Annotated in this window: 16 protein-coding genes and 2 tRNA genes; 7 read left to right on the top strand and 11 right to left on the bottom strand. The window is 60.8% G+C overall.

Annotated features, from left to right (window positions below; translation table 11 throughout):
- Positions 1-21 precede the first annotated feature (21 nt).
- The gene (locus VR74_RS00430) at positions 22-873 is read left to right on the top strand and encodes a TrmH family RNA methyltransferase (protein WP_299949219.1); all 852 of its coding nucleotides are present in this window, start codon (positions 22-24) and stop codon (positions 871-873) included.
- Between the two features lies 1 nt (position 874).
- On the opposite strand, the gene VR74_RS00435 is transcribed toward VR74_RS00430, so the two are convergent.
- Positions 875-1,639 (bottom strand): crotonase/enoyl-CoA hydratase family protein, encoded by a 765-nt coding sequence (locus VR74_RS00435; protein ID WP_045693463.1) that lies wholly within the window; start codon positions 1,637-1,639, stop codon positions 875-877.
- Between the two features lie 149 nt (positions 1,640-1,788).
- On the opposite strand from VR74_RS00435, the gene VR74_RS00440 reads away from it, so the two are divergent.
- Together VR74_RS00440 and VR74_RS00445 are read left to right on the top strand one after the other, a co-directional pair.
- On the top strand, positions 1,789-2,982 hold the full coding sequence (locus VR74_RS00440; RefSeq protein ID WP_045693465.1) for an acyl-CoA dehydrogenase family protein: 1,194 nt from the start codon (positions 1,789-1,791) through the stop codon (positions 2,980-2,982).
- 13 nt (positions 2,983-2,995) lie between these two features.
- The gene (locus VR74_RS00445) at positions 2,996-4,045 is read left to right on the top strand and encodes an acyl-CoA dehydrogenase family protein (RefSeq protein ID WP_045693467.1); all 1,050 of its coding nucleotides are present in this window, start codon (positions 2,996-2,998) and stop codon (positions 4,043-4,045) included.
- Here VR74_RS00445 and VR74_RS00450 read toward each other — a convergent pair whose 3' ends face one another.
- A complete protein-coding gene (locus VR74_RS00450) occupies positions 4,046-6,418 on the bottom strand; it encodes a transketolase (RefSeq protein WP_045693469.1) in 2,373 nt (790 codons plus the stop codon).
- 140 nt (positions 6,419-6,558) lie between these two features.
- The gene (locus VR74_RS00455; RefSeq protein ID WP_045693470.1) at positions 6,559-7,479 is read right to left on the bottom strand and encodes a LysR family transcriptional regulator; all 921 of its coding nucleotides are present in this window, start codon (positions 7,477-7,479) and stop codon (positions 6,559-6,561) included.
- 103 nt (positions 7,480-7,582) lie between these two features.
- On the opposite strand from VR74_RS00455, the gene VR74_RS00460 reads away from it, so the two are divergent.
- Complete coding sequence (locus VR74_RS00460; RefSeq protein ID WP_045693472.1) at positions 7,583-8,161, top strand: hypothetical protein; 579 nt, start codon at positions 7,583-7,585, stop codon at positions 8,159-8,161.
- 239 nt (positions 8,162-8,400) lie between these two features.
- Positions 8,401-8,787 carry a hypothetical protein gene (locus tag VR74_RS20200; protein WP_299949220.1) on the top strand — a complete coding sequence of 129 codons (387 nt, stop codon included), beginning with the start codon at positions 8,401-8,403 and terminating at the stop codon, positions 8,785-8,787.
- A 2-nt stretch (positions 8,788-8,789) separates the two neighbouring features.
- On the opposite strand, the gene VR74_RS00470 is transcribed toward VR74_RS20200, so the two are convergent.
- The 7 genes from VR74_RS00470 to pgi form a co-directional block, all read right to left on the bottom strand.
- The gene (locus VR74_RS00470; protein WP_299949224.1) at positions 8,790-10,559 is read right to left on the bottom strand and encodes a glycoside hydrolase family 15 protein; all 1,770 of its coding nucleotides are present in this window, start codon (positions 10,557-10,559) and stop codon (positions 8,790-8,792) included.
- On the bottom strand, positions 10,556-11,287 hold the full coding sequence (gene otsB / locus VR74_RS00475) for a trehalose-phosphatase (protein ID WP_045693477.1): 732 nt from the start codon (positions 11,285-11,287) through the stop codon (positions 10,556-10,558). The genes VR74_RS00470 and otsB overlap by 4 nt, the downstream gene beginning before the upstream one ends.
- Before the next feature lie 8 nt (positions 11,288-11,295).
- Positions 11,296-12,693 (bottom strand): trehalose-6-phosphate synthase, encoded by a 1,398-nt coding sequence (locus VR74_RS00480; RefSeq protein WP_045693479.1) that lies wholly within the window; start codon positions 12,691-12,693, stop codon positions 11,296-11,298.
- Positions 12,694-12,838: 145 nt separating this feature from the next.
- Positions 12,839-12,913 (bottom strand) — tRNA-Phe (locus VR74_RS00485).
- Positions 12,914-12,969: 56 nt separating this feature from the next.
- Positions 12,970-13,191 (bottom strand): DNA gyrase inhibitor YacG, encoded by a 222-nt coding sequence (gene yacG / locus VR74_RS20205; RefSeq protein WP_299949226.1) that lies wholly within the window; start codon positions 13,189-13,191, stop codon positions 12,970-12,972.
- Entirely contained in the window at positions 13,188-14,246 is a 1,059-nt protein-coding gene (locus VR74_RS00490; protein WP_045693481.1) for a ribonuclease E/G, read from the bottom strand. The genes yacG and VR74_RS00490 overlap by 4 nt, the downstream gene beginning before the upstream one ends.
- 2 nt (positions 14,247-14,248) lie before the next feature.
- Positions 14,249-15,799, bottom strand: a complete 1,551-nt coding sequence (gene pgi, locus VR74_RS00495; protein ID WP_045693483.1) for a glucose-6-phosphate isomerase — start codon at positions 15,797-15,799, stop codon at positions 14,249-14,251.
- A gap of 215 nt (positions 15,800-16,014) precedes the next feature.
- On the opposite strand from pgi, the gene tuf reads away from it, so the two are divergent.
- Together tuf and VR74_RS00505 are read left to right on the top strand one after the other, a co-directional pair.
- Positions 16,015-17,205 (top strand): elongation factor Tu, encoded by a 1,191-nt coding sequence (tuf, locus tag VR74_RS00500; protein ID WP_045693485.1) that lies wholly within the window; start codon positions 16,015-16,017, stop codon positions 17,203-17,205.
- 159 nt (positions 17,206-17,364) lie between these two features.
- Positions 17,365-17,440, top strand: a tRNA-Trp gene (locus tag VR74_RS00505).
- A 55-nt stretch (positions 17,441-17,495) separates the two neighbouring features.
- Here the strand turns inward: VR74_RS00505 and VR74_RS00510 are convergent.
- Positions 17,496-18,447 (bottom strand): IS481 family transposase (locus VR74_RS00510; RefSeq protein ID WP_045693487.1); only part of this gene is annotated, 952 nt, incomplete at its 5' end.

The raw sequence follows: 18,447 nt of genomic DNA on the forward strand, positions 1-18,447 counted from the left end.
CTTGCGGTTGGAGCTATTGGAGTGGCCTATAGCAGAGCGGCTGCCCGCGTCAAAACAGGTTCCACCATGTCAGAACAGCGCAGACCCTGCGTCATCCTTCATTCCCCGCAACTTGGTGAAAACATTGGCGCGGCGGCGCGGGTGATGCGCAATTTCGGGCTGACGGACCTGCGGCTGGTGGCGCCGCGCGATGGGTGGCCGAATCCGGCCGCGGAAACCATGTCAGCGGGTGCGTTCGAGGCGGGCGTGACTGTGAATGTGCATGAAACACTGCAGGATGTGCTGGAGGGTGTGACTTACCTGATCGCAGCGACGGCGCGGTTGCGGGGCATCGAGAAGCGCGTGACGGATGCGGTCGGGGCGGCAGAGGCGGCGCATGGGCGGTTTGTGGGGGGCAAGGGGGTGGCAGCGGTGATGTTCGGGGGCGAGAAGTCGGGCCTGCCGAACGAGGCGGTGGCCCTGGCCGATCTTTTGATGACCTATCCGGTGAGTCCCGAATTCAAGAGCCTGAACCTCGCGCAGGCCGTTTGCGTGTTTGCGCATGAGTGGGGCAAGCTGAGCGCAGCGGAAAGCCCGGCTGACTATCCCTCGCAGAGCCATGTCACACCCGTAGCGGCGCCGTTGGATGCTGGCTCGGCGGGATCGCCGCCTGCGACGCGGGATGACGTGTTCCGGATGTTCGAGCATTTCGAGGCAGAGCTGGAACGGGCCGGATATTTCTTCCCGCCGGCGAAAACGCCCTTGATGAAAGACAATCTTCGTGCAGCCCTGATCCGGGCTGACTGGACCGAGCAGGAAGTGCAGACTTTCCGCGGCGCGATCAAGGCGCTGGCCCTCGGCCGCGGAAAGGCACGTGTGGTGCGAGAGGACTAGGCTATTTGCCTTTCCAGACGGGCGCCCGCTTTTCGATGAATGCAAGCGGGCCTTCCTTGAAGTCTTCCGTTCCGACGAGGCCCGCGAAGGCCTTGCCGCTGGCGCGCCAGAGGTTTTCGTCATTATCGGTCAGTGCGGCGGCGGCGACCTTGCGGCTGGCCTGAACGGCAAGTGGCGCATTCGCGATGATGCGGTCAGCCAGTTTCGTGGCTTCGTCCATGACGTCCGCTTCGGGGACGACCTTGTTGACCATGCCGAGTTCGTAGGCGCGCTGCGAGGGCAGGGGATCACCCGTCAGGATCACTTCGAGCGCTGTCGGCATGCCGATGACGCGGGGCAGGCGGAACAGGCCACCCGCAGCGGCAGCGAGCGAGCGCTTGACTTCCGGCAGGCCGAAATTGGTGGTGTCGGCGCACACGATCATGTCGCAGGAGAGTGCGATCTCAGTTCCGCCGGCCAGGGCGCTGCCGGTGATGGCTGCGATGAGGGGCTTGGTGCGCTCGCGCTTCACGATGCCTGCGAAGCCGCCTTTTTCGGTGCCGAGTGCGCCGCCATTGCCGGCGTTGATTTCTTTCAGGTCCGCACCCGCGCAGAATGCCTTGCCATTCGCCGTTAGGATGGCAACCCAGATATCCGGATCGCTTTCAAAACGGTCAAGGGCGCTCTCGATGCCGGTAGCCATGACGCCGTTGATGGCGTTGCGGGCTTCCGGGCGGTTGAGCGTGATGATTGCGAGATGGCCTCGGGTTTCGTATTCGACTGACATTGGGCGTTCCTCCAGATTGGGTTTGACTGACACTAGGCTGGCTTACCCTGCGTTCAGCAAGCAGAAAGACGTGAAACAGCAGAACGCCTCTTGGCAGCCCCAAGGGAAGGGTTGCCAGTGTCCTGAAAAAATCAGGGAACCCCGCGACCATGGATCTATCGTTCAGCCCGGAATACGAGGCCTTCCGTCAGGAAGTGGCCGACATTCTCGCCGCAAATGCACACCTTGCACCGACCAGTGACGACAGGGGGATGAAGAATCCCAAGCGGCTGGCCTGGCAGAAACTGTTGATCGAAAAGGGCCTCGCGGCACGCACCATTCCGACCGAGTATGGCGGGTATGGCGCTGAGCCTGATATCCTGAAGTCGCGTATCATTGCCGAAGAATTCGCCCGGTCGGGCCTGCCTCGCGCCATGTCCAGCCAGGGCATTTCGATGCTTGTGCCGACATTGCTGGAACTCGGCACCCCGGAACAGAAGGCGGCCTATATCCGACCGACACTGTATGGCGAAATGATCTGGTGTCAGGGCTATTCGGAGCCGGGTGCGGGATCGGACCTCGCGGCGCTGCGGACAGCAGCTGTGGAAGATGGCGATGATTATGTGATCAATGGCAGCAAGATCTGGACATCGACCGCCAAGCAGGCCGACATGATCTTCTGCCTTGTGCGGACGGACCCCGCGGCGAAGAAGCATGAGGGAATCTCCTACATCCTGTTCTCCATGGAGACGCCGGGCATAGAGGTTCGGCCGCTTGTCGACATGACCGGAACGGCGAATTTCAATGAGGTCTTCTTCACAGATGTGCGCGTGCCCAAGAGCGGCATCGTGTTCGAGGCCAACAAGGGCTGGCAGGTCGCCAATGCGACCCTGACGCACGAACGGGGCATGCTGGGCGACCCGAACGCGACCAAAGGGCGGCTTGTCGAGCTGGTGGACATGATGAAGCGGGAGACGGTGAATGGCGAACGCCTGATCGACAATCCCCTGCTGCGCGACCGGTTGCTGAAGCTGCAGGGCGAAGTCTACGCGATGCAGGCCAATGGACTGCGTATCACGACGCATAACCTGAAGAAGGAGAGTGCTGGGCTGGCTGGCCTCGTCGTGAAGCTGATGGGGTGCGAGCTGAACCACGAGATTGCACGGCTGGCGATTGATGCGCTGGGCGAACTCGGCGTTATGTACGAGCAGGGCGAGCATTTGCGGGCAGATGGTTCGTGGCAGGCGCGCTACATGTACGACCTTGGGCTGATCATTGGCGGGGGCACGGCGCAGATCCAGAAGAACATTATTGCGGAACGGGGCCTTGGCCTGCCGCGCGAACCCAAATTGGCCAAGGCCTGAGAGGATAAGACCCATGGAATTTGCACTCTCGGAGGACCAGCGCATGTTGCAGGACAGCCTGAATGGCTTCCTGAAGGATGCCGCACCGCTGGACACAATCCGCAAGATCGCGGTCGGGGATGAAGCGGCTGCGGCTTCACTGGCAACCGGGCTCGATGAATTCGGGCTTGCCGGACTTCACATTGCTGAAGACCATGGCGGGCTAGGCCTCGGCCTGCTGGATGCCTGCGTTGTGCAGGAGGCGCTCGGCTATGCGATTGCGCCGAGCCGGTTCATGGCGACAACAGTTGCCTCGCATGCAATGCGGTTTGCTGGGGAAGGGTTCCTGCCGGGGATCGCCTCGGGCGAAACCCGGATGGGGCTGGCTTTGACCGAGCTGTCATCGCGCCGCGATGGGGCGGGCGTGATGGTGGAAAACGACAAGCTGTCGGGCACGTTGCTGCTGGCGGTGTCGGCAGAGGGCTCCACGCATTTGCTGGCCGCAGATATCAGCGGCGCGCTTCATGTGGTGGAGACGCCGGAACTGGCGGTCATGCAGACAATCGACCGGACGCGGATTTTCTCGGAAGTGCGCTTTGGTGGTCAGATGAGTGAAATGACACTGAATCCTGACGACGAAGTTCTGGCTGCGGCACGGCTGCTGGTGGCGGCCGATACGCTCGGCGCGGCGCAGGCCATGCTGGACAAGGCCGTGGCCTATGCCGGCGAGCGTCAGCAATTCGGGCGGGTGATCGGTTCGTTCCAGGCCGTGAAGCACATGTGCGCCGAGATGGCTGCGCGGCTGGAGCCTTCACGGGCGCTTATCTGGCATGCGGCGCATGCACTGGATACTGGCGAACCGGAAGGACTGGTCATGGCGGCACTGGCAAAATCGCACCTCGCCGAAGCCGGCACGTTCATCGCGCGGACGGCGACGGAAGTGCATGGCGGAATGGGCTTCACGGACCTTGTCGGCCTGCATTACTGGTTCAAACGGATTGGCGTGAACCGGCAGCTGTTTGGCAGCCCGGAGCAATGCCGCCATGATGCGGCGCGCCTGCAGGGATGGTTTGAAACGGCCTGATCAGATCACCTTGCCGGGCGACAGGTGGCTTGCTGCCGACACAATGGCTTCGGCATCGATCTGGAAGTGCCGGTAGAGGTCGCGAATCGTGCCGGTCTGGCCGAAATGTTCGACTCCGAGCGGCGTCGTCGCGTGGCCTTTCACGCCGCCGATCCAGGCGAGCGTGGCGGGGTGACCATCGGTGACGGTGATGAGCGTGCAGTCGCGGGGCACCTGTTCCATCAGGCGTTCGATCTGGCTTTTGGCGCCCTTGTTGCCACGGGCGCGGGCCCGGCGGGCGGCGGTCCAGCCTGAATTGAGGCGGTCTGCGGAGGTAACGGCGAGGACGCCGATATCGCGGCGATTGTTGCCGATGCGTCCGGCGGCCTTGATGGCCTCAGGCGCGACGCAGCCCTGATAGGCGATCACGATCTCGCAATTCGGGCCGGGCTTGCGCAGCCAGTAGCCTCCGTCAATGACGCCCTGCCGGAAGGTCTCGTCGCCGCGATCAGACCACCGGACCTGTTCCAGAGGGCGCGTCGTGAGGCGCAGATAGACCGAGCCGCCCGTCTCGTCGCGCAGCCAGGTGCGTTCGTCAGGGTCTCCGTCGCCATCGCGCTGGAGATAGTCGAAAGACCAGTCCATGATGATGGAGAGTTCGTCGAGGAATGCAGGCTCGAACGAGACGAGTCCGTCCTGGCTCATGCCGATTAGCTGGGCGCCGATAGACTGGTGGGCGCCGCCCTCCGGGGCGAGCGTGACGCCTGAAGGGGTGCCGACGATGATGAATCGGGCGTCCTGGTAGCAGGCATAGTTCAGCGCATCGAGGCCTCGGGCGATGAAGGGATCATAGACGGTGCCTATGGGGATGAGGCGCTCGCCGAACAGGGAATGCGATAGGCCCGCCGCACCGAGCAGGAGGAAGAGGTTCATTTCGGCAATGCCGAGTTCGATATGCTGGCCCGTCGGGGAAAATTGCCACTTCTGTGTCGATGGGATCTGCTGCTCGCGGAAGGTGTCACCCTTGGATTCGCGGGCGAAAAGGGAACGCCGGTTAACCCAGGGGCCGAGATTCGTCGAGACCGTGACATCCGGCGAGGTGGTGACGATGCGGTCGGCGAGTTCGGTTTTCGACTTGGCGAGCGCGTCGAGGATCTTGCCGAAACCGGCCTGCGTGGACTGGACGTCATCGTCGAGAAAAATCGGTCCGGAACTGGCGACCCGTTGGGCAGTGAAGCGGCGGGGGCCATCTGCGAAGAAGGGAACGCCCCGCAGGAAGGCGTTGAGGGCAGAGGAGTCTTCGACGCCTGCCATGGGCACCCATTCGTCGCCTGCGGCAATGCCCATCCTGGCCTGAAAGTCGGCCATCTGGGACTTGTTCATCAAGCCGGCGTGATTGTCCTTGTGACCGGCGAGCGGTGTGCCCCAGCCCTTGATCGTGTAGGCAAGGAAGACGGTGGGCGTGTCATCGGTGATGTCATCGAAGGCTTCGGTCAGCGTCTCGATGCACTGGCCGCCGAGATTGTTCATCAAGGCGCCGAGGTCGTCGTCGTTGCGTCTGGAGAGTAGGGCGCTGACGTCTCCCTGGTCTCCGAGGTCGTCCATCAGCCGGTTGCGCCAGGCGGCGCCACCCTGATAGGTCAGCGCGGAATAGTCTGCATTCGGACAGGACTGGATCCATTCCTTCAGCGCCTCGCCACCGGGCTCTGCAAACGCCGCACGCTGCAGCGCGCCATGGCGCAGCACGACCGTGCGCCAGCCGAAAGCCTTGAAGATGGCTTCGACCTTTTCCCAGAGACCTTCGTGGACAACGCCGTCGAGGCTCTGGCGGTTATAGTCGATGATCCACCATGTATTGCGCAGGTCGTGTTTCCAGCCTTCCTGCAGGCATTCATAGACATTGCCTTCATCGAGCTCGGCGTCGCCCACGAGCGCAACCATCCGGCCGAGCGGACGTTCTGAGGCCCAGGGTTTGGCTTCGAGATAGTCCTGCACAATCGATGCAAAGGCGGTTTCCGCAACGCCAAGACCGACCGAGCCGGTGGAGAAATCGACATCGTCAATGTCCTTGGTGCGGCTTGGATAGGACTGCGCGCCGCCATAGCCGCGAAAGTTCTGAAGTTTTTCGAGGGTCTGGTTGCCCATAAGGTAGTGCATGGCGTGGTAGACCGGTGCGGCATGCGGTTTGACAGCGATGCGATCTTCGGGGCGCAGTGTGTGGAAATAGAGCGCCGTCATGATCGACACCATGGACGCGCAGGAAGCCTGGTGGCCGCCGACCTTTACATCGTCATCGTGCTTGTCCCGAAGGTGGTTGGCATTGTGAACCGTCCAAGCCGACAGCCATAGCAGGCGTTGCTCGAGGGTCTTGAGATGATCGAGTTTGCTCGGCATAGGCAGATTCCCATTGGTGCGATGATGTCCCAGACCTAGCGGGAAAGACCGTGCGCGGGAATAGGAGGACTTGAGAGAATTCATGCGTGTTGTGCGAAATTCGAGGCAAAAGGTTCTGCCGAAGGGGCGTCGCCTGTCCGCTACGGTCGAACGAGGCTTTCGCGAAACCAGCCGGATTTGGCTGGATCGAATGCCTGGCGAAGCCATTCGATCACGACCTGGCCCCGGCCAAGACGCCGGATGCGTTCCGTATAGCTGAGCCAGAACTGGATCGACGCCATGGCCGGAAGGGGCAGGGGGACGAGTGCCGGATAAGCGGCCGCAACATAGGATGGGAGTACGGCGACACCGCCGCCCGCCAAGCAGGATGAGATCAATGTCGCCGTGCAATTGGTGACCAGCGAAAACGGGATTAGCCGTCTCGCCAGTTCGGCGCCATCTGCCCAGCGGCTGGACTGATGAACATAGCCTTCATGTAGCAAGCAACCATGTTCATGAAAGTCTGACAGGCTAGCGGGCGCGCCGTTTTGGGCGAGGTAATCTTTAGACGCGAAGCAGAGATAGTGAACGACGCCCATGCGGCGGCAGATAAGCTCGCTGCGTTTGGGCTGTTCATACTGGATCGCGATATCTGCTTCATTTTCCAGCAGGTCGGGGATCCGGTTCGAAGTCGAGAGCGTCAGCTCTACGCCCGGATGACGCATCCTGAATTCCGGCTGGATGGGGGCGAGCCAATAGGGGCCGAGCGCATCGCAGGTCATGATATGTACCGGCCCGGCATCGGGCGTATCGGAATCCGACACGTCATCATGCGCCGCGGAGACGATATCGGCCATGAGATTGGCATGACGGAGTAGAAGTCTGCCGGCCTCGGTCAGATCAATTCCCCTGGTGGATCGTTTCAGGAGTTCGGTCCGGAGGGCCCGTTCAAGCTCGCTGATGCGCCGGCTGATTGTGGGGACGGATCCTCCCAATTTATCGGCCGCAGCAGACATGCTGCCCAGTTCTGCGACCGCGCGGAATATCCGCAATCGATCCCAGTCAAATGTCTCGTTCAGCATGCGCGCCCTCTTTCACGGGTGTAATCCCCCGTTTCAGTTGTCGGTCAAGCCACGCAGCAACGCCTGTGGCATCACTTAAGTACGCTTCTAGTGGTAAACAGATATGAATACAATCATAAATGGTTTTACGCGATTTGGCTTTATCGATTTGGCCCGTGTGGCTGAAAAAGGCGCGGCATTCGGCTTCCGCCGGGCGACCCGTTCGGAGCTGGAACAGGGCATTGCGCTGGCCGAGTCGCTGATGTCTTCAAAGATTGCCGATCCCGACGCCGTGGCCGAAATGGATCGTATCACGGGAATGACGGCATGGGTGACGGGAGACCCCGTCGAGGGCATTTTCCTGACCTTGCCCTTGTCAAAGCAAGGTGAAGCGGCCGTTCGGGATGGATCCTACAATCCGGCGCGACCCGATCCGGCGCATCTGTGTTCAAATGGAGAGGGCTGTACTGCTTTCTATATCGGCGTCTATGCTGGCGCGACACGCGAGGCGCGATGGAACGTGATGACTGCGGCGGCGGTCATGCGCGTGGAGCTGTTCAGTGCCTATCCATGCTTTGCGCGCGGCGCGACCGAAGATGGCCGGCGATCCATGGAACGCCTCGGCTTTACGCCCTATGAAGGGGGACTTGCAGACCTCTATGTCCAGGAAGCGCTGACACCTGTTTCCGGGGAAGCGGCGTGAGGGACAGGCCGTCGATCGGAGAGACTGTATTGTGTCGCGCTGTGCCAGCGGGCGCTTTTGAGCGTTACGCAGCGCGGCCTGTGCGCACTCTGGAAGACTACCAGAAGATGGTATCCATACGCGCGGCAGTTTTCATGGCGGAGCAGGCGTGCCCGTACACAGAGGAATTTGACGGAAACGACCTATGCGCTACGCACTTTCTCGTTTTTGACGGTGAAAACGCGGTCGGCACGCTCAGTATGAGATGGTTTGCCGGTTTTGCCAAACTGGAACGCGTCGTTCTGCTGCGCAGTGAGAGGGGACGCCCTGCATTGCCGGTCATGCTGGCCGAGGCGTTCGAACTGGCCACGCGAAAAGGGTACCGGTTGATGATCGCACAGATCCAGTCGCGCCTCTGGCCAGTCTGGTCGCGCACGTTCCGATGCAAGCTGGCTGAAGGACGCCCGCAATTCTCGTTCTCGGATTTCGATTACCTTGAGATCGAAATTCCTCTACCTGAGCACCCGCAGGTGTTGAAGCCCGCAACCGATCCCATGGTCATGATCCGGCCAGAGGGAGAATGGGACGTTCCGGGCGTGCTCGACGCGTCGGTACCGCGATCAAAATCGTCGGATGTTGCAGCCTGAATCTAGACTACGGACGTCCACGGTTTGCTGAGCAGGGCCGCCGAATTGATGATGCCGACCATGCAATAGGTTTGCGGGAAGTTGCCCCAGAGATCGCCGGTGACGGGATCAACATCTTCAGACAGCAGGCCGACATGGTTGCGGCTGGCGAGAACGGATTCAAACATTTCGCGCGCCTCGTCTGAGCGGCCGACGCGGAACAGGGCATCGATATGCCAGAAGGTGCACGCGGTGAAGGCCGTCTTCGGGCGCCCGAAATCATCCTCGGTCTTGTAGCGATAGACATGGTTGCCTTCGCGAAGGGTTTTGTCGATTGCATCAACCGTTGCGATGTAGCGCGCGTCAGTTGGCGGGAGGAAGCCGATCTCGGCCATGAGCAGCACTGACGCGTCGAGGTCATCGCCGCAAAACGCGGCAGTGAAGGCGCCAATGTCGGGATTCCAGGCCTTTTCCATAATTGTCTGGTGGATGATGGCGGCCCGCTCGGTCCAATAGGTTGCGCGGTCGGGCAGGCAAAGGTGCGAGGCGATCTTCGACAGGCGGTCGCAGGCGGCCCAGCACATGATCGCTGAGGACGTGTGCACGTTGGCGATGGTCCGGAATTCCCAGATGCCGGCATCCGGCGTGTCGTGCACGGCGAAGGCGCGTTCACCAACAGGTTCGAGCTGGTGAAATTCGGCAATGCCGGGCGGCGAAAGCAGGCGGTGATCGAAGAAGGATTGCGATACGCCCAGAACGACCTGGCCATAGACATCATGCTGAACGTGTTCGGCCGCCTGATTGCCGCGGCGCACCGGGCCCATGCCGCGATATCCGGGAAGGTGCGTGGCATGTTCTTCGGTGAGATCGGATTCGAGGCCGATGCCATAGACCGGCTGGATGTGTCCGCCGCGTGACTGCGCGACGATGTTGCGAACCCAGCGCATGTAGTGTTCCAGCGTGCCCATGGCGGACAGGCGATTGAGGGCGGATACCGTGAAATAGGCATCGCGGATCCAGCAGTAGCGGTAGTCCCAGTTTCGCTCAGATCCTTCATGTTCGGGAATTGACGTTGTAAGCGCAGCCACGATGCCGCCGGTTTCCTCGAACACGCAGAGTTTCAGCGTAATGGCCGCGCGAATCGTGGCGTCTTGCCATTCAAACGGCACGGCGAGACTGCGCGACCATTTTGACCAGTATTTCCGCGTACGTTCTTCCCAGTCGAGCGTAATGACATCGACCGTATCGGTCAGGGACTCATCCGCGCCGAGGATGAAGGATACGTCATGCTCGAGGAGGAAGCTCGTGCCCGACAGGACGTAGGAAACAGGGGCATCCGTGGTGACCCGGAAGGCCAGTTCGCCATCAGTGAAGCGGATGTGATTGACGCCGCGCACCGAAGGCAGTTGGCGCGCACCCCAATCTGTCTCGGGCGTGAGCGTGATCCGCACTCGCGGCGTACCGGAGATAACGTGGAAGCGCCGCACTACGGACACAGGGCGAAACACGCGGCCACGATTTTCAAACCGCGGCGCAAAATCGACGATTTCCAGTATGGCATCATCTTCTGCTTCCAGGCGCGTACGGAGAATAGCCGTATTGGCGTCATAGGTTTGTGACCGCGATTTCAATCCGTCGATCCAGACATTGAACGTGCCGGAACCGCCCAACAGCTGATTGAATACGGGCTCGCCATCAAAGCGCGGAAGGCAAAGCCATTGGTAGTCACCGTCAGCGCTGACCAGGCCCGCGATGGTTCCATTTCCGATTATGCCCATGTCCAACGTGCTCATTCGGATGCAAACTCCCTCAATAGTGCGTGTACGTCATCCACTGTTGCCATATGATGACGCGCGGCTGTCTTGCCGTCGCCGATCTTGACCGCAATGCCGCCAGCGCTCTGGGCGGCGATGAAAGCGTCTTCATCGGTCGTGTCATCGCCGATCATTACCGGACGGCGTCCTGCGAAGGGTTCGCGCGAAATGGCCCTTAGCAGGCAGTCGCCCTTGTTGGCAGCGGCGGGTTTGGCTTCGTAGACCATCTTTCCATGTTGCAGGCTGTAGCCGGCGAAGGGCTGGATAGCCTGCCTGAGGGCGATGCCGAGTTCCGCTTCGGCTGAAGGTGTGGCGCGGTAATGCACGGCGAGAACCTGCCCTTTCGGCTCTACGCGAACGCCCGGATACCGACCGGCAATATCCGACACTGCCTCGATCAGCTGATGCGGAGCCGCTGTCATGTTGCCACCAGAATGTTCGTCCGGCGCCAGGACGCGCAAGCCGTGGTTGCCGAAACGCCAGAGGGATTGCGGCACGCGCCTGGCGAGGTCATCGGCATCACGTCCGGAAATGATGGCAAGCGCGCCGTCCAGGCGGTCAGCGCAGGCCTCCAGTATTGGCGCCATGCCGTCGGCTAGCCAGACGGTTTCCGCATCGTCCTGGAGGGCGGCAAGCGTGCCATCGAAGTCGAGAAAGACTGCGTCGTGCGCCGAAAGCGTGAAGGATCGTTCAGGAATGCGGGGCATGCCCTGCACTAGGTTCCGGCCGGGGCTGAGTCAAACGCAGAGAGGAAGTGTTCTCGCCACCAGGTGATGTCCTGACGGCAAATGCCGTCATACAGGACACGCCAGCGCCTTTTGCGTTCTTCGAGCGGCATGTTGAGCGCCGTGAGCACGGAATCAGCGACGGCGTCCCGGTCATGAGGATTGATGATGAGGGCCTCTTTCATCTGCTCGGCCGCGCCTGCAAACTGGGAGAGCACCAGCACCCCGGGATCGTCCGGATCCTGCGCCGCAATGTACTCCTTCGCGACGAGGTTCATGCCATCCTGCAGCGGCGTGACCAGCCCCACTCTTGCCAGACGGTACAGCCCGGCAAGTTCATCTCGCTCATAGCCGCGCGCCAGATAGCGGATGGGTATCCAGTCGAGATCGCCATAGTCACCGTTGATGCGGCCTGACAATTCGTCGAGTTGCTGTCGAAGTTGAGCGTACTCCTCGACGACGGAGCGGGACGGCGGCGCAATCTGAGTGAAGGATATGCTGCCATGGAGGACGGGATATTTGTCGAAAAGCGTTGCCATGCCTTCGAAACGCTGCGGCAGGCCTTTTGAATAATCCATCCGGTCGACGCCGATGATGAGATGCCGATCGCCTAGGAACTTTGCGAGTTTGCGCGCCGCATTTTCAGCTGCATCGCTGGTTGCGCTTTGGCTGAAACTCTCTGCGTCGATTCCAATTGGGCAAAGCCGCAATGTGAAGGTGTGGTCGCCAATCCTGTAGCGTTCTTCCCCGACCTGTTCGGCGCCCAGTTCTTCCTGAATGTAGCGCGTGAAATTCTTGCAATCATGCGGGCTTTGAAGGCCGACGACGTCATAGGCGCACAAGCCCTCACCGAGCAATCGGTGGTCAGGGATCGAGCGGAACACTTCTGGCGCGGGAAAAGGAATATGAAGGAAGAAACCGGTCTGACGATGACAACCGGCATCTTTCAACTGCTTTGCAATCAGGAAGAAATGGTAGTCCTGAACCCAGATAAGGTCGCTAGGCGCGGTCTGGTCCGATATGGCCCGAGCGAATTGCTGATTGATGGCAGTATAGGCGGCAAGATAGTCGCTGTCGAATACGGCCAGATCGAGTCGATTGTGCATGACCGGCCAAAGGACGCTGTTGGCATAGCCCAGATAGAAGCCTTCATAATCAGACTTTGACATGTCGATCAGGGCGAAGGACACGCCGCCTTCTTCAGTTAAATGGACGCGCCGCCGCGGCATGTCGAAGATCTTGCCGCTCCATCCGATCCACAGGCCGCCTGTTTCGGCGAGCGTGTCGGACAGGGCCACGGCAAGCCCGCCTGCGCTGGGGCTGCCGAATGACGTACGATTGGATACGGCAACGAGGCGCCGGGACGAATGGGGACGAGTTTTGATCATGTGAGCACCTGGCAATGGTACTCACAAACCTTCGCCAGGTTCCGTTCTGCTGCTTGGCGCCCCCCTATAACATGCAGGTTGCTCGATTTGGAGGCAGTCGTTCCGCCTTATGTCTGGCGGGAAGGTGTCCTGTCGGGAGGCGAAATGGTGCCCGGGGGCGGAATCGAACCACCGACACGCGGATTTTCAATCCGCTGCTCTACCCCTGAGCTACCCGGGCGGGCCAGTAGGGAAGGCGGGTAATAACCAAGCCGGGCACGCTTGTCTATCGCGTTTTCAGTCATCACCTGAGAAGTCTTCCAGCGCGCGTCCGCTGTCGACGTTCTCGTCCAATTCAACAGGTGCGCCGGGGATAGCGTATCCACCCTTCAACCACTGACCCAGGTCGACATCGGCACATCGCTTCGAGCAGAATGGCCGATACTCAGGCGAAACGGGCTTCTTGCGGCAATGCGCGCATTTCGGTGTACGCTTTTCGGGGGAAATGGGCTTGCTCATATCTGGAATACTTCGGGCTGGGGCTTGGCGTGGGGCGATATTGTCAATCTGGCGCCGAAAGACTCGTCAAGGCGGGCCTGAAGGTCAAGGCCGCACCCGATCATCCACGCATGTGCGCGCTCCGGGAGGTTCAACTGGAAACGCGCCATGGGTTGCGCCCGGGCTTCTCGCTGCAAGTGGCGAAGCCCGTCAAGACACAGGGTTTCGTCGGTCGGTACGCCTGCCAGATCCAGCAGCCGGTCGGCAATGGGTGTTTCTCCCCAGGCGATTGATGCTTCCATCAAACCGAACGGCGATGGCGCAAGTGCCTTGGCCTGCCGCGTTGAAATGGCGGCGAAGGCGGCGAGGAATCCATCACGCACATTAATGCCTGCATCCCGGTTGATCGGCGAAACACAGTCCAGTACGGCCGCGCCGCCGAGATTGCGAAGGCTTATCTGACGCGCGAGTTCACGACCAGCCTCGAGGTTTATGCGCAGTGCGCGGGCAGCCGCCCGGCCATTATCATTACGGCCTGATGTGTCGAGGTCGACGGCAACAAGCGCTGCTGTGGGTTGTATTCGGAGCGTGCCGCCGCCGTGCAGTGTTACCAATTCCGAAAGGGCCTCTTCGCAGGCGGCCTGAATATTCGGGTCTCCGACGGGCACATCTTCCGGTATTGCGTTGGCGGCATTGGCAAGGCGCGATATCCAAAGGTCTGCGGCACTTTGTTGAGGCTGTCCCTTTTCGCGCGGGTCGATCAACTGGACGCGGGCGAGCTTTCCGTGCCGGGCTTCCGCAACGATTTTCACCGTAATGCTCTGGCCCTCTGTCAGCCGGTGTCCTTCGGCAAGGCGCATGAAGGCCTCGATTCCGCGAGAGAGTTCAACAAAAGCCCCGCCCTGGCGTTCATGGATCGCCCGGATTCTACATTCGGCCACACTGCCGAGGTGCGCGCGCGTATCCTGATCGCTCCATCTGTCCAGCCGCAGCGCGATCGGGCGATCTGTTGCGTCATAAGCGACCCAGCGCGTCTCCCCGATTGCCTTTTCGCGGAGGATTCGGATCGATGCCATGTCTAGCGCAGAGCTGAGATCAGAGAGGCGGTAACGGGATCGGTCGCAGACGCATCACCTGTCAAGGCGGGTTTTAAGCGTGCAGCCATGGTCTTGCCGCGCTCGACGCCCCACTGGTCGAAGGGATTGAGGCCCCAAAGCTTGCCGGCAAAATAAGTGCGATGTTCGTACATTGCGACCAGCGCGCCAAAGGCTTCGGGTCCAAACGCCTTGTGCATCATGAATGTCGAGGCGCGTCCCCCGGCGTGGACCTTCTGGCGGGCGACATTGTCCTCAAGACCGGGTTCTTCTTTCAGGACTTCAGCGAGGTTACGCCCATTGGCGAGGACTTCGGCCTGGGCGAGGGCATGAGCAGCGAGAGCCGCCAAGCCTTCGGAATCGCGACCGGTGTCGGGAGCCAGGATGAATTCGCACGGAACGGCCTGTGAGCCCTGATGCAGCCATTGGTGATAGGAATGCTGGCCGACCGAGCCTTCCCCGCCCCACAGGGCAGGGGCTGTTGCCACCGGCACCTGCGCGCCGTCCGGGCCGACGCTCTTGCCATTCGATTCCATTTCGAGCTGTTGCAGATAAGTTGGCAGCAGCCTCAGCCGGTTTGCATAGGCCAGCAGAACGCGCATCCTGTCATCCAGAACTGACGTGTTCCAGTAGTCGAGCAGGGCAAGGCGCATAGGCACATTGGTAGCCAGCGGTGTATCGCGTGTGTGCCTGTCCATCTCCTCGGCACCCGCCAGAATCCGCTCGAATACGTCAGCGGTCAGGTAGATCATGCAGGCGAGCGATGCAGCCGACCAGAGTGAAAACCGTCCGCCGACCGATAGGGGCATATCGAACATGTGTGCATCGCGTCCGCCGAGCCAGGCTTTCGCCTTTTCCGGGGCGGCGGTCACGAGAGCCAGGTGCAGGGCGGCATCTTCACCGAGCGCGCGCTCTAGCCAGGTGCGTGCACGGGCGAGATTATAAAGAGTCTCTTCGGTGCCGAACGATTTGGACACGCCGATGACGAGCGTCTCTTTGGGATCGAGTCCGGCCAGCGCCCGGTCGAGATCCAGAGGATCGACATTGGCGCAGAAGCGAAGGTCCATTCCGGCAGGTGCTGAGTCTTCGAAGGCATCGGCGATAAGGCGTGGCCCGAAATCGGATCCGCCGATTCCGATATGAACGATGGAAGTGAACACCTTGCCATTGGCGGTCGTCTCTTTGCCGGAACGAACGTCGCGGGCAAATTGCAGGGCAGGCAGCACGCTTTGCCTGACGGTCTCGGCCTCTCCGGAGAGCGGCGATGTCGACCGAAGCGCCCAATGCAGGGCAGGGCGACCTTCAGACGGGTTGACGATGGCCGCCCCAAATAGCGCCTCTGCCTCAGCTTCGAGATCGCTGGTGCGCCCGAATTCGATCAGGGCGGCCTCGGATTCGGCGTCGAGGTATTGCCGCGCCATATCGATGCGCCAGCCAGCTGCAGTGAGGGTGGACGCACCTGCACGTTTCGCGGCGATGTCTTTCAGTGGGCTTCTGCGAACTCGCTGGGCGTGTGCGGAAAGGTATGAAACCATAAAACGTCCCTCGGTGAATAAGCTGATTCATGGCATATCCGGCCTTGGGTCCGGAAGGCAAGCGGGTGTCACCGCGCGCAGCCAGCCTACAAATGCCCGCTTGAAACCCTCGCCGCACATGGGTAAGAGGCGCGTTTAACGGGCAGTCTGCCTGCTATTTCAATATCAAACCTCGTCCGGCGGGCCGGACACCAGACACATCAAGGAGAGGCCCGATGGGCAAGGCAAAGTTTGAACGCAACAAGCCGCACGTGAACATCGGCACGATTGGACACGTTGACCACGGCAAGACGACGCTGACGGCGGCGATTTCGATGGTTCTTGCGGAAGCAAGCGGCGGCGAAGCGAAGTCCTATGCGGACATCGACTCTGCGCCGGAAGAAAAGGCGCGCGGCATCACGATCAACACGGCGCACGTCGAGTATGAGACGGCCAACCGCCACTATGCGCACGTCGACTGCCCCGGCCACGCTGACTATGTGAAGAACATGATCACCGGTGCGGCGCAGATGGACGGCGCGATCCTGGTTGTGAACGCCGCTGACGGCCCGATGCCGCAGACGCGCGAGCACATCCTGCTGGCCAAGCAGGTTGGCGTTCCGGCCATGGTTGTCTTCCTGAACAAGGTTGACCAGGTCGATGATGCCGAGCTTCTGGAACTGGTCGAGATGGAAGTGCGTGAACTTCTGTCCTCGTACGACTTCCCGGGCGACGAGATTCCGATCATCGCGGGCTCCGCGCTGGCCGCTGTCGAGGGCCGTAATCCTGAAATCGGCAAGGACAAGGTGCTCGAGCTGATGCAGGCTGTGGATGACTATATCCCGACGCCTGAGCGTCCGCTGGACAAGCCCTTCCTGATGCCGGTCGAAGACGTGTTCTCGATCTCGGGCCGCGGCACGGTTGTGACCGGCCGTATCGAGCAGGGCATCATCAAGGTGGGTGAGGAAATCGAGATTGTCGGCATCCGTCCGACCGTCAAGACGACCTGTACCGGCGTTGAAATGTTCCGCAAGCTGCTCGACCAGGGCCAGGCTGGCGACAATATCGGTGCACTGCTTCGCGGTGTTGACCGTGAAGGCGTCGAGCGCGGCCAGGTTCTCTGCAAGCCGGGTTCGATCACGCCGCACACGACGTTCGAAGCCGAAGCCTACATCCTGACCAAGGAAGAGGGTGGCCGTCACACGCCGTTCTTCACCAATTACCGTCCGCAGTTCTACTTCCGCACGACCGACGTGACGGGTGTTGTGACCCTGCCGGCCGACAAGGAAATGGTCCTTCCGGGCGACAATGTGAAAATGGATGTCGAGCTGATCCAGCCGATCGCCATGGACCAGGGCCTGCGCTTCGCCATCCGTGAAGGCGGCCGCACCGTCGGCGCCGGCGTCGTCTCGTCCATCAAGAAGTAGGCTGGACACAGCAACACAAAGACAAAGGCCGCTTCCGGAAGGAAGCGGCCTTTTCCGTTGGCGCCCAAGGAGGGGCAAAACAGCTCCAGTTTTGGTGTTTGTCTGAACCTTCTGTCTTGCAGCCCGCAAGCATTTGGGGCAAACCACCGCTTCGCCTGTAGGGGTATAGCTCAGTTGGTAGAGTACCGGTCTCCAAAACCGGGTGTCGTAGGTTCGAGTCCTACTGCCCCTGCCAGGCGTTATTTGTCCGGCCCGGACACATAGGTCACAGTATGTACCGGAGAGATGGGTTACACTTTTGCTCCGAACGGGTTGTCGATTGTCTGCAGGGTTCTCTGCTCGAGGTCAACGTATCCGAGGTCATAGTGCATGAAGGAGACGAGCCATATTCCGTCGTCGACCTCCTTTACGCCGACACGCTGACCCGCGAGCACGGTGGAGATATTGATTTTTTTCCGATGCATGCAGATCCGGCCGCAGGCGGTTATCAGGACCTCGCGATCATGGAAGGGATAATCGATGTCTGGCAGGCCGTCATAGATGCGCGATGACGGCGTGTAGATCTCTGCAGGGGTCGCCATGGCGAGGCCTTCATGCGGACGTTCTGTGTTGTATTCCCTGACGAAGTCATCGAACCGCACCTGCTGTTGCAGGTGATTTTCGCAGGCCGGCCGGGTGGTTTCCTGCTTCAGGGTCAGGTGCATGCGCTCATGCCGGCCATTCTGCTGCGGATGGCCGGGCTTGATGCGTTCGATGGCGATGCCGAGTCTGAGCCACCAGACAGAGAGTTTCGAGAGATTGTAGAGCCCGTTGGGACTGGCAAACGGGACGCCATTGTCCGAACGTATGGCATCGGGCAGGCCACGCTCCTGGAACAGGGTGTGGAAGGCGGCAATGACGGGCACTTCCTTTGTACCCTCCAATGCCTCGCAGGCCAGGATGAAGCGCGAAGCATGGTCGGTCACGGTCAACGGGTAACAGTAGGCCTGATTACCGAGACGGAACTCTCCCTTGAAGTCGACACACCAGAGGGCATTGGGAACCGATCCGGATGAAAGGGAGGTTCCCAATGCCCTCTGGCGCCTCTTGCCTGCCCGCTTCACAAGGCCGTAGCGGTCAAGGACAGCATGAATGGTCGAGCGGGCGGGAATGCGCACGTCACCTGCCAGGCGCCGCACCAGGAGCTCCCTGATCTTGCGGGCGCCCCAGTGGGGCTTGTCCTTTTTGGCATCGATGATCGCC

It is taken from the genome of Hyphomonas sp. BRH_c22, from assembly GCF_000961795.1.
GTDB lineage: Bacteria > Pseudomonadota > Alphaproteobacteria > Caulobacterales > Hyphomonadaceae > Hyphomonas.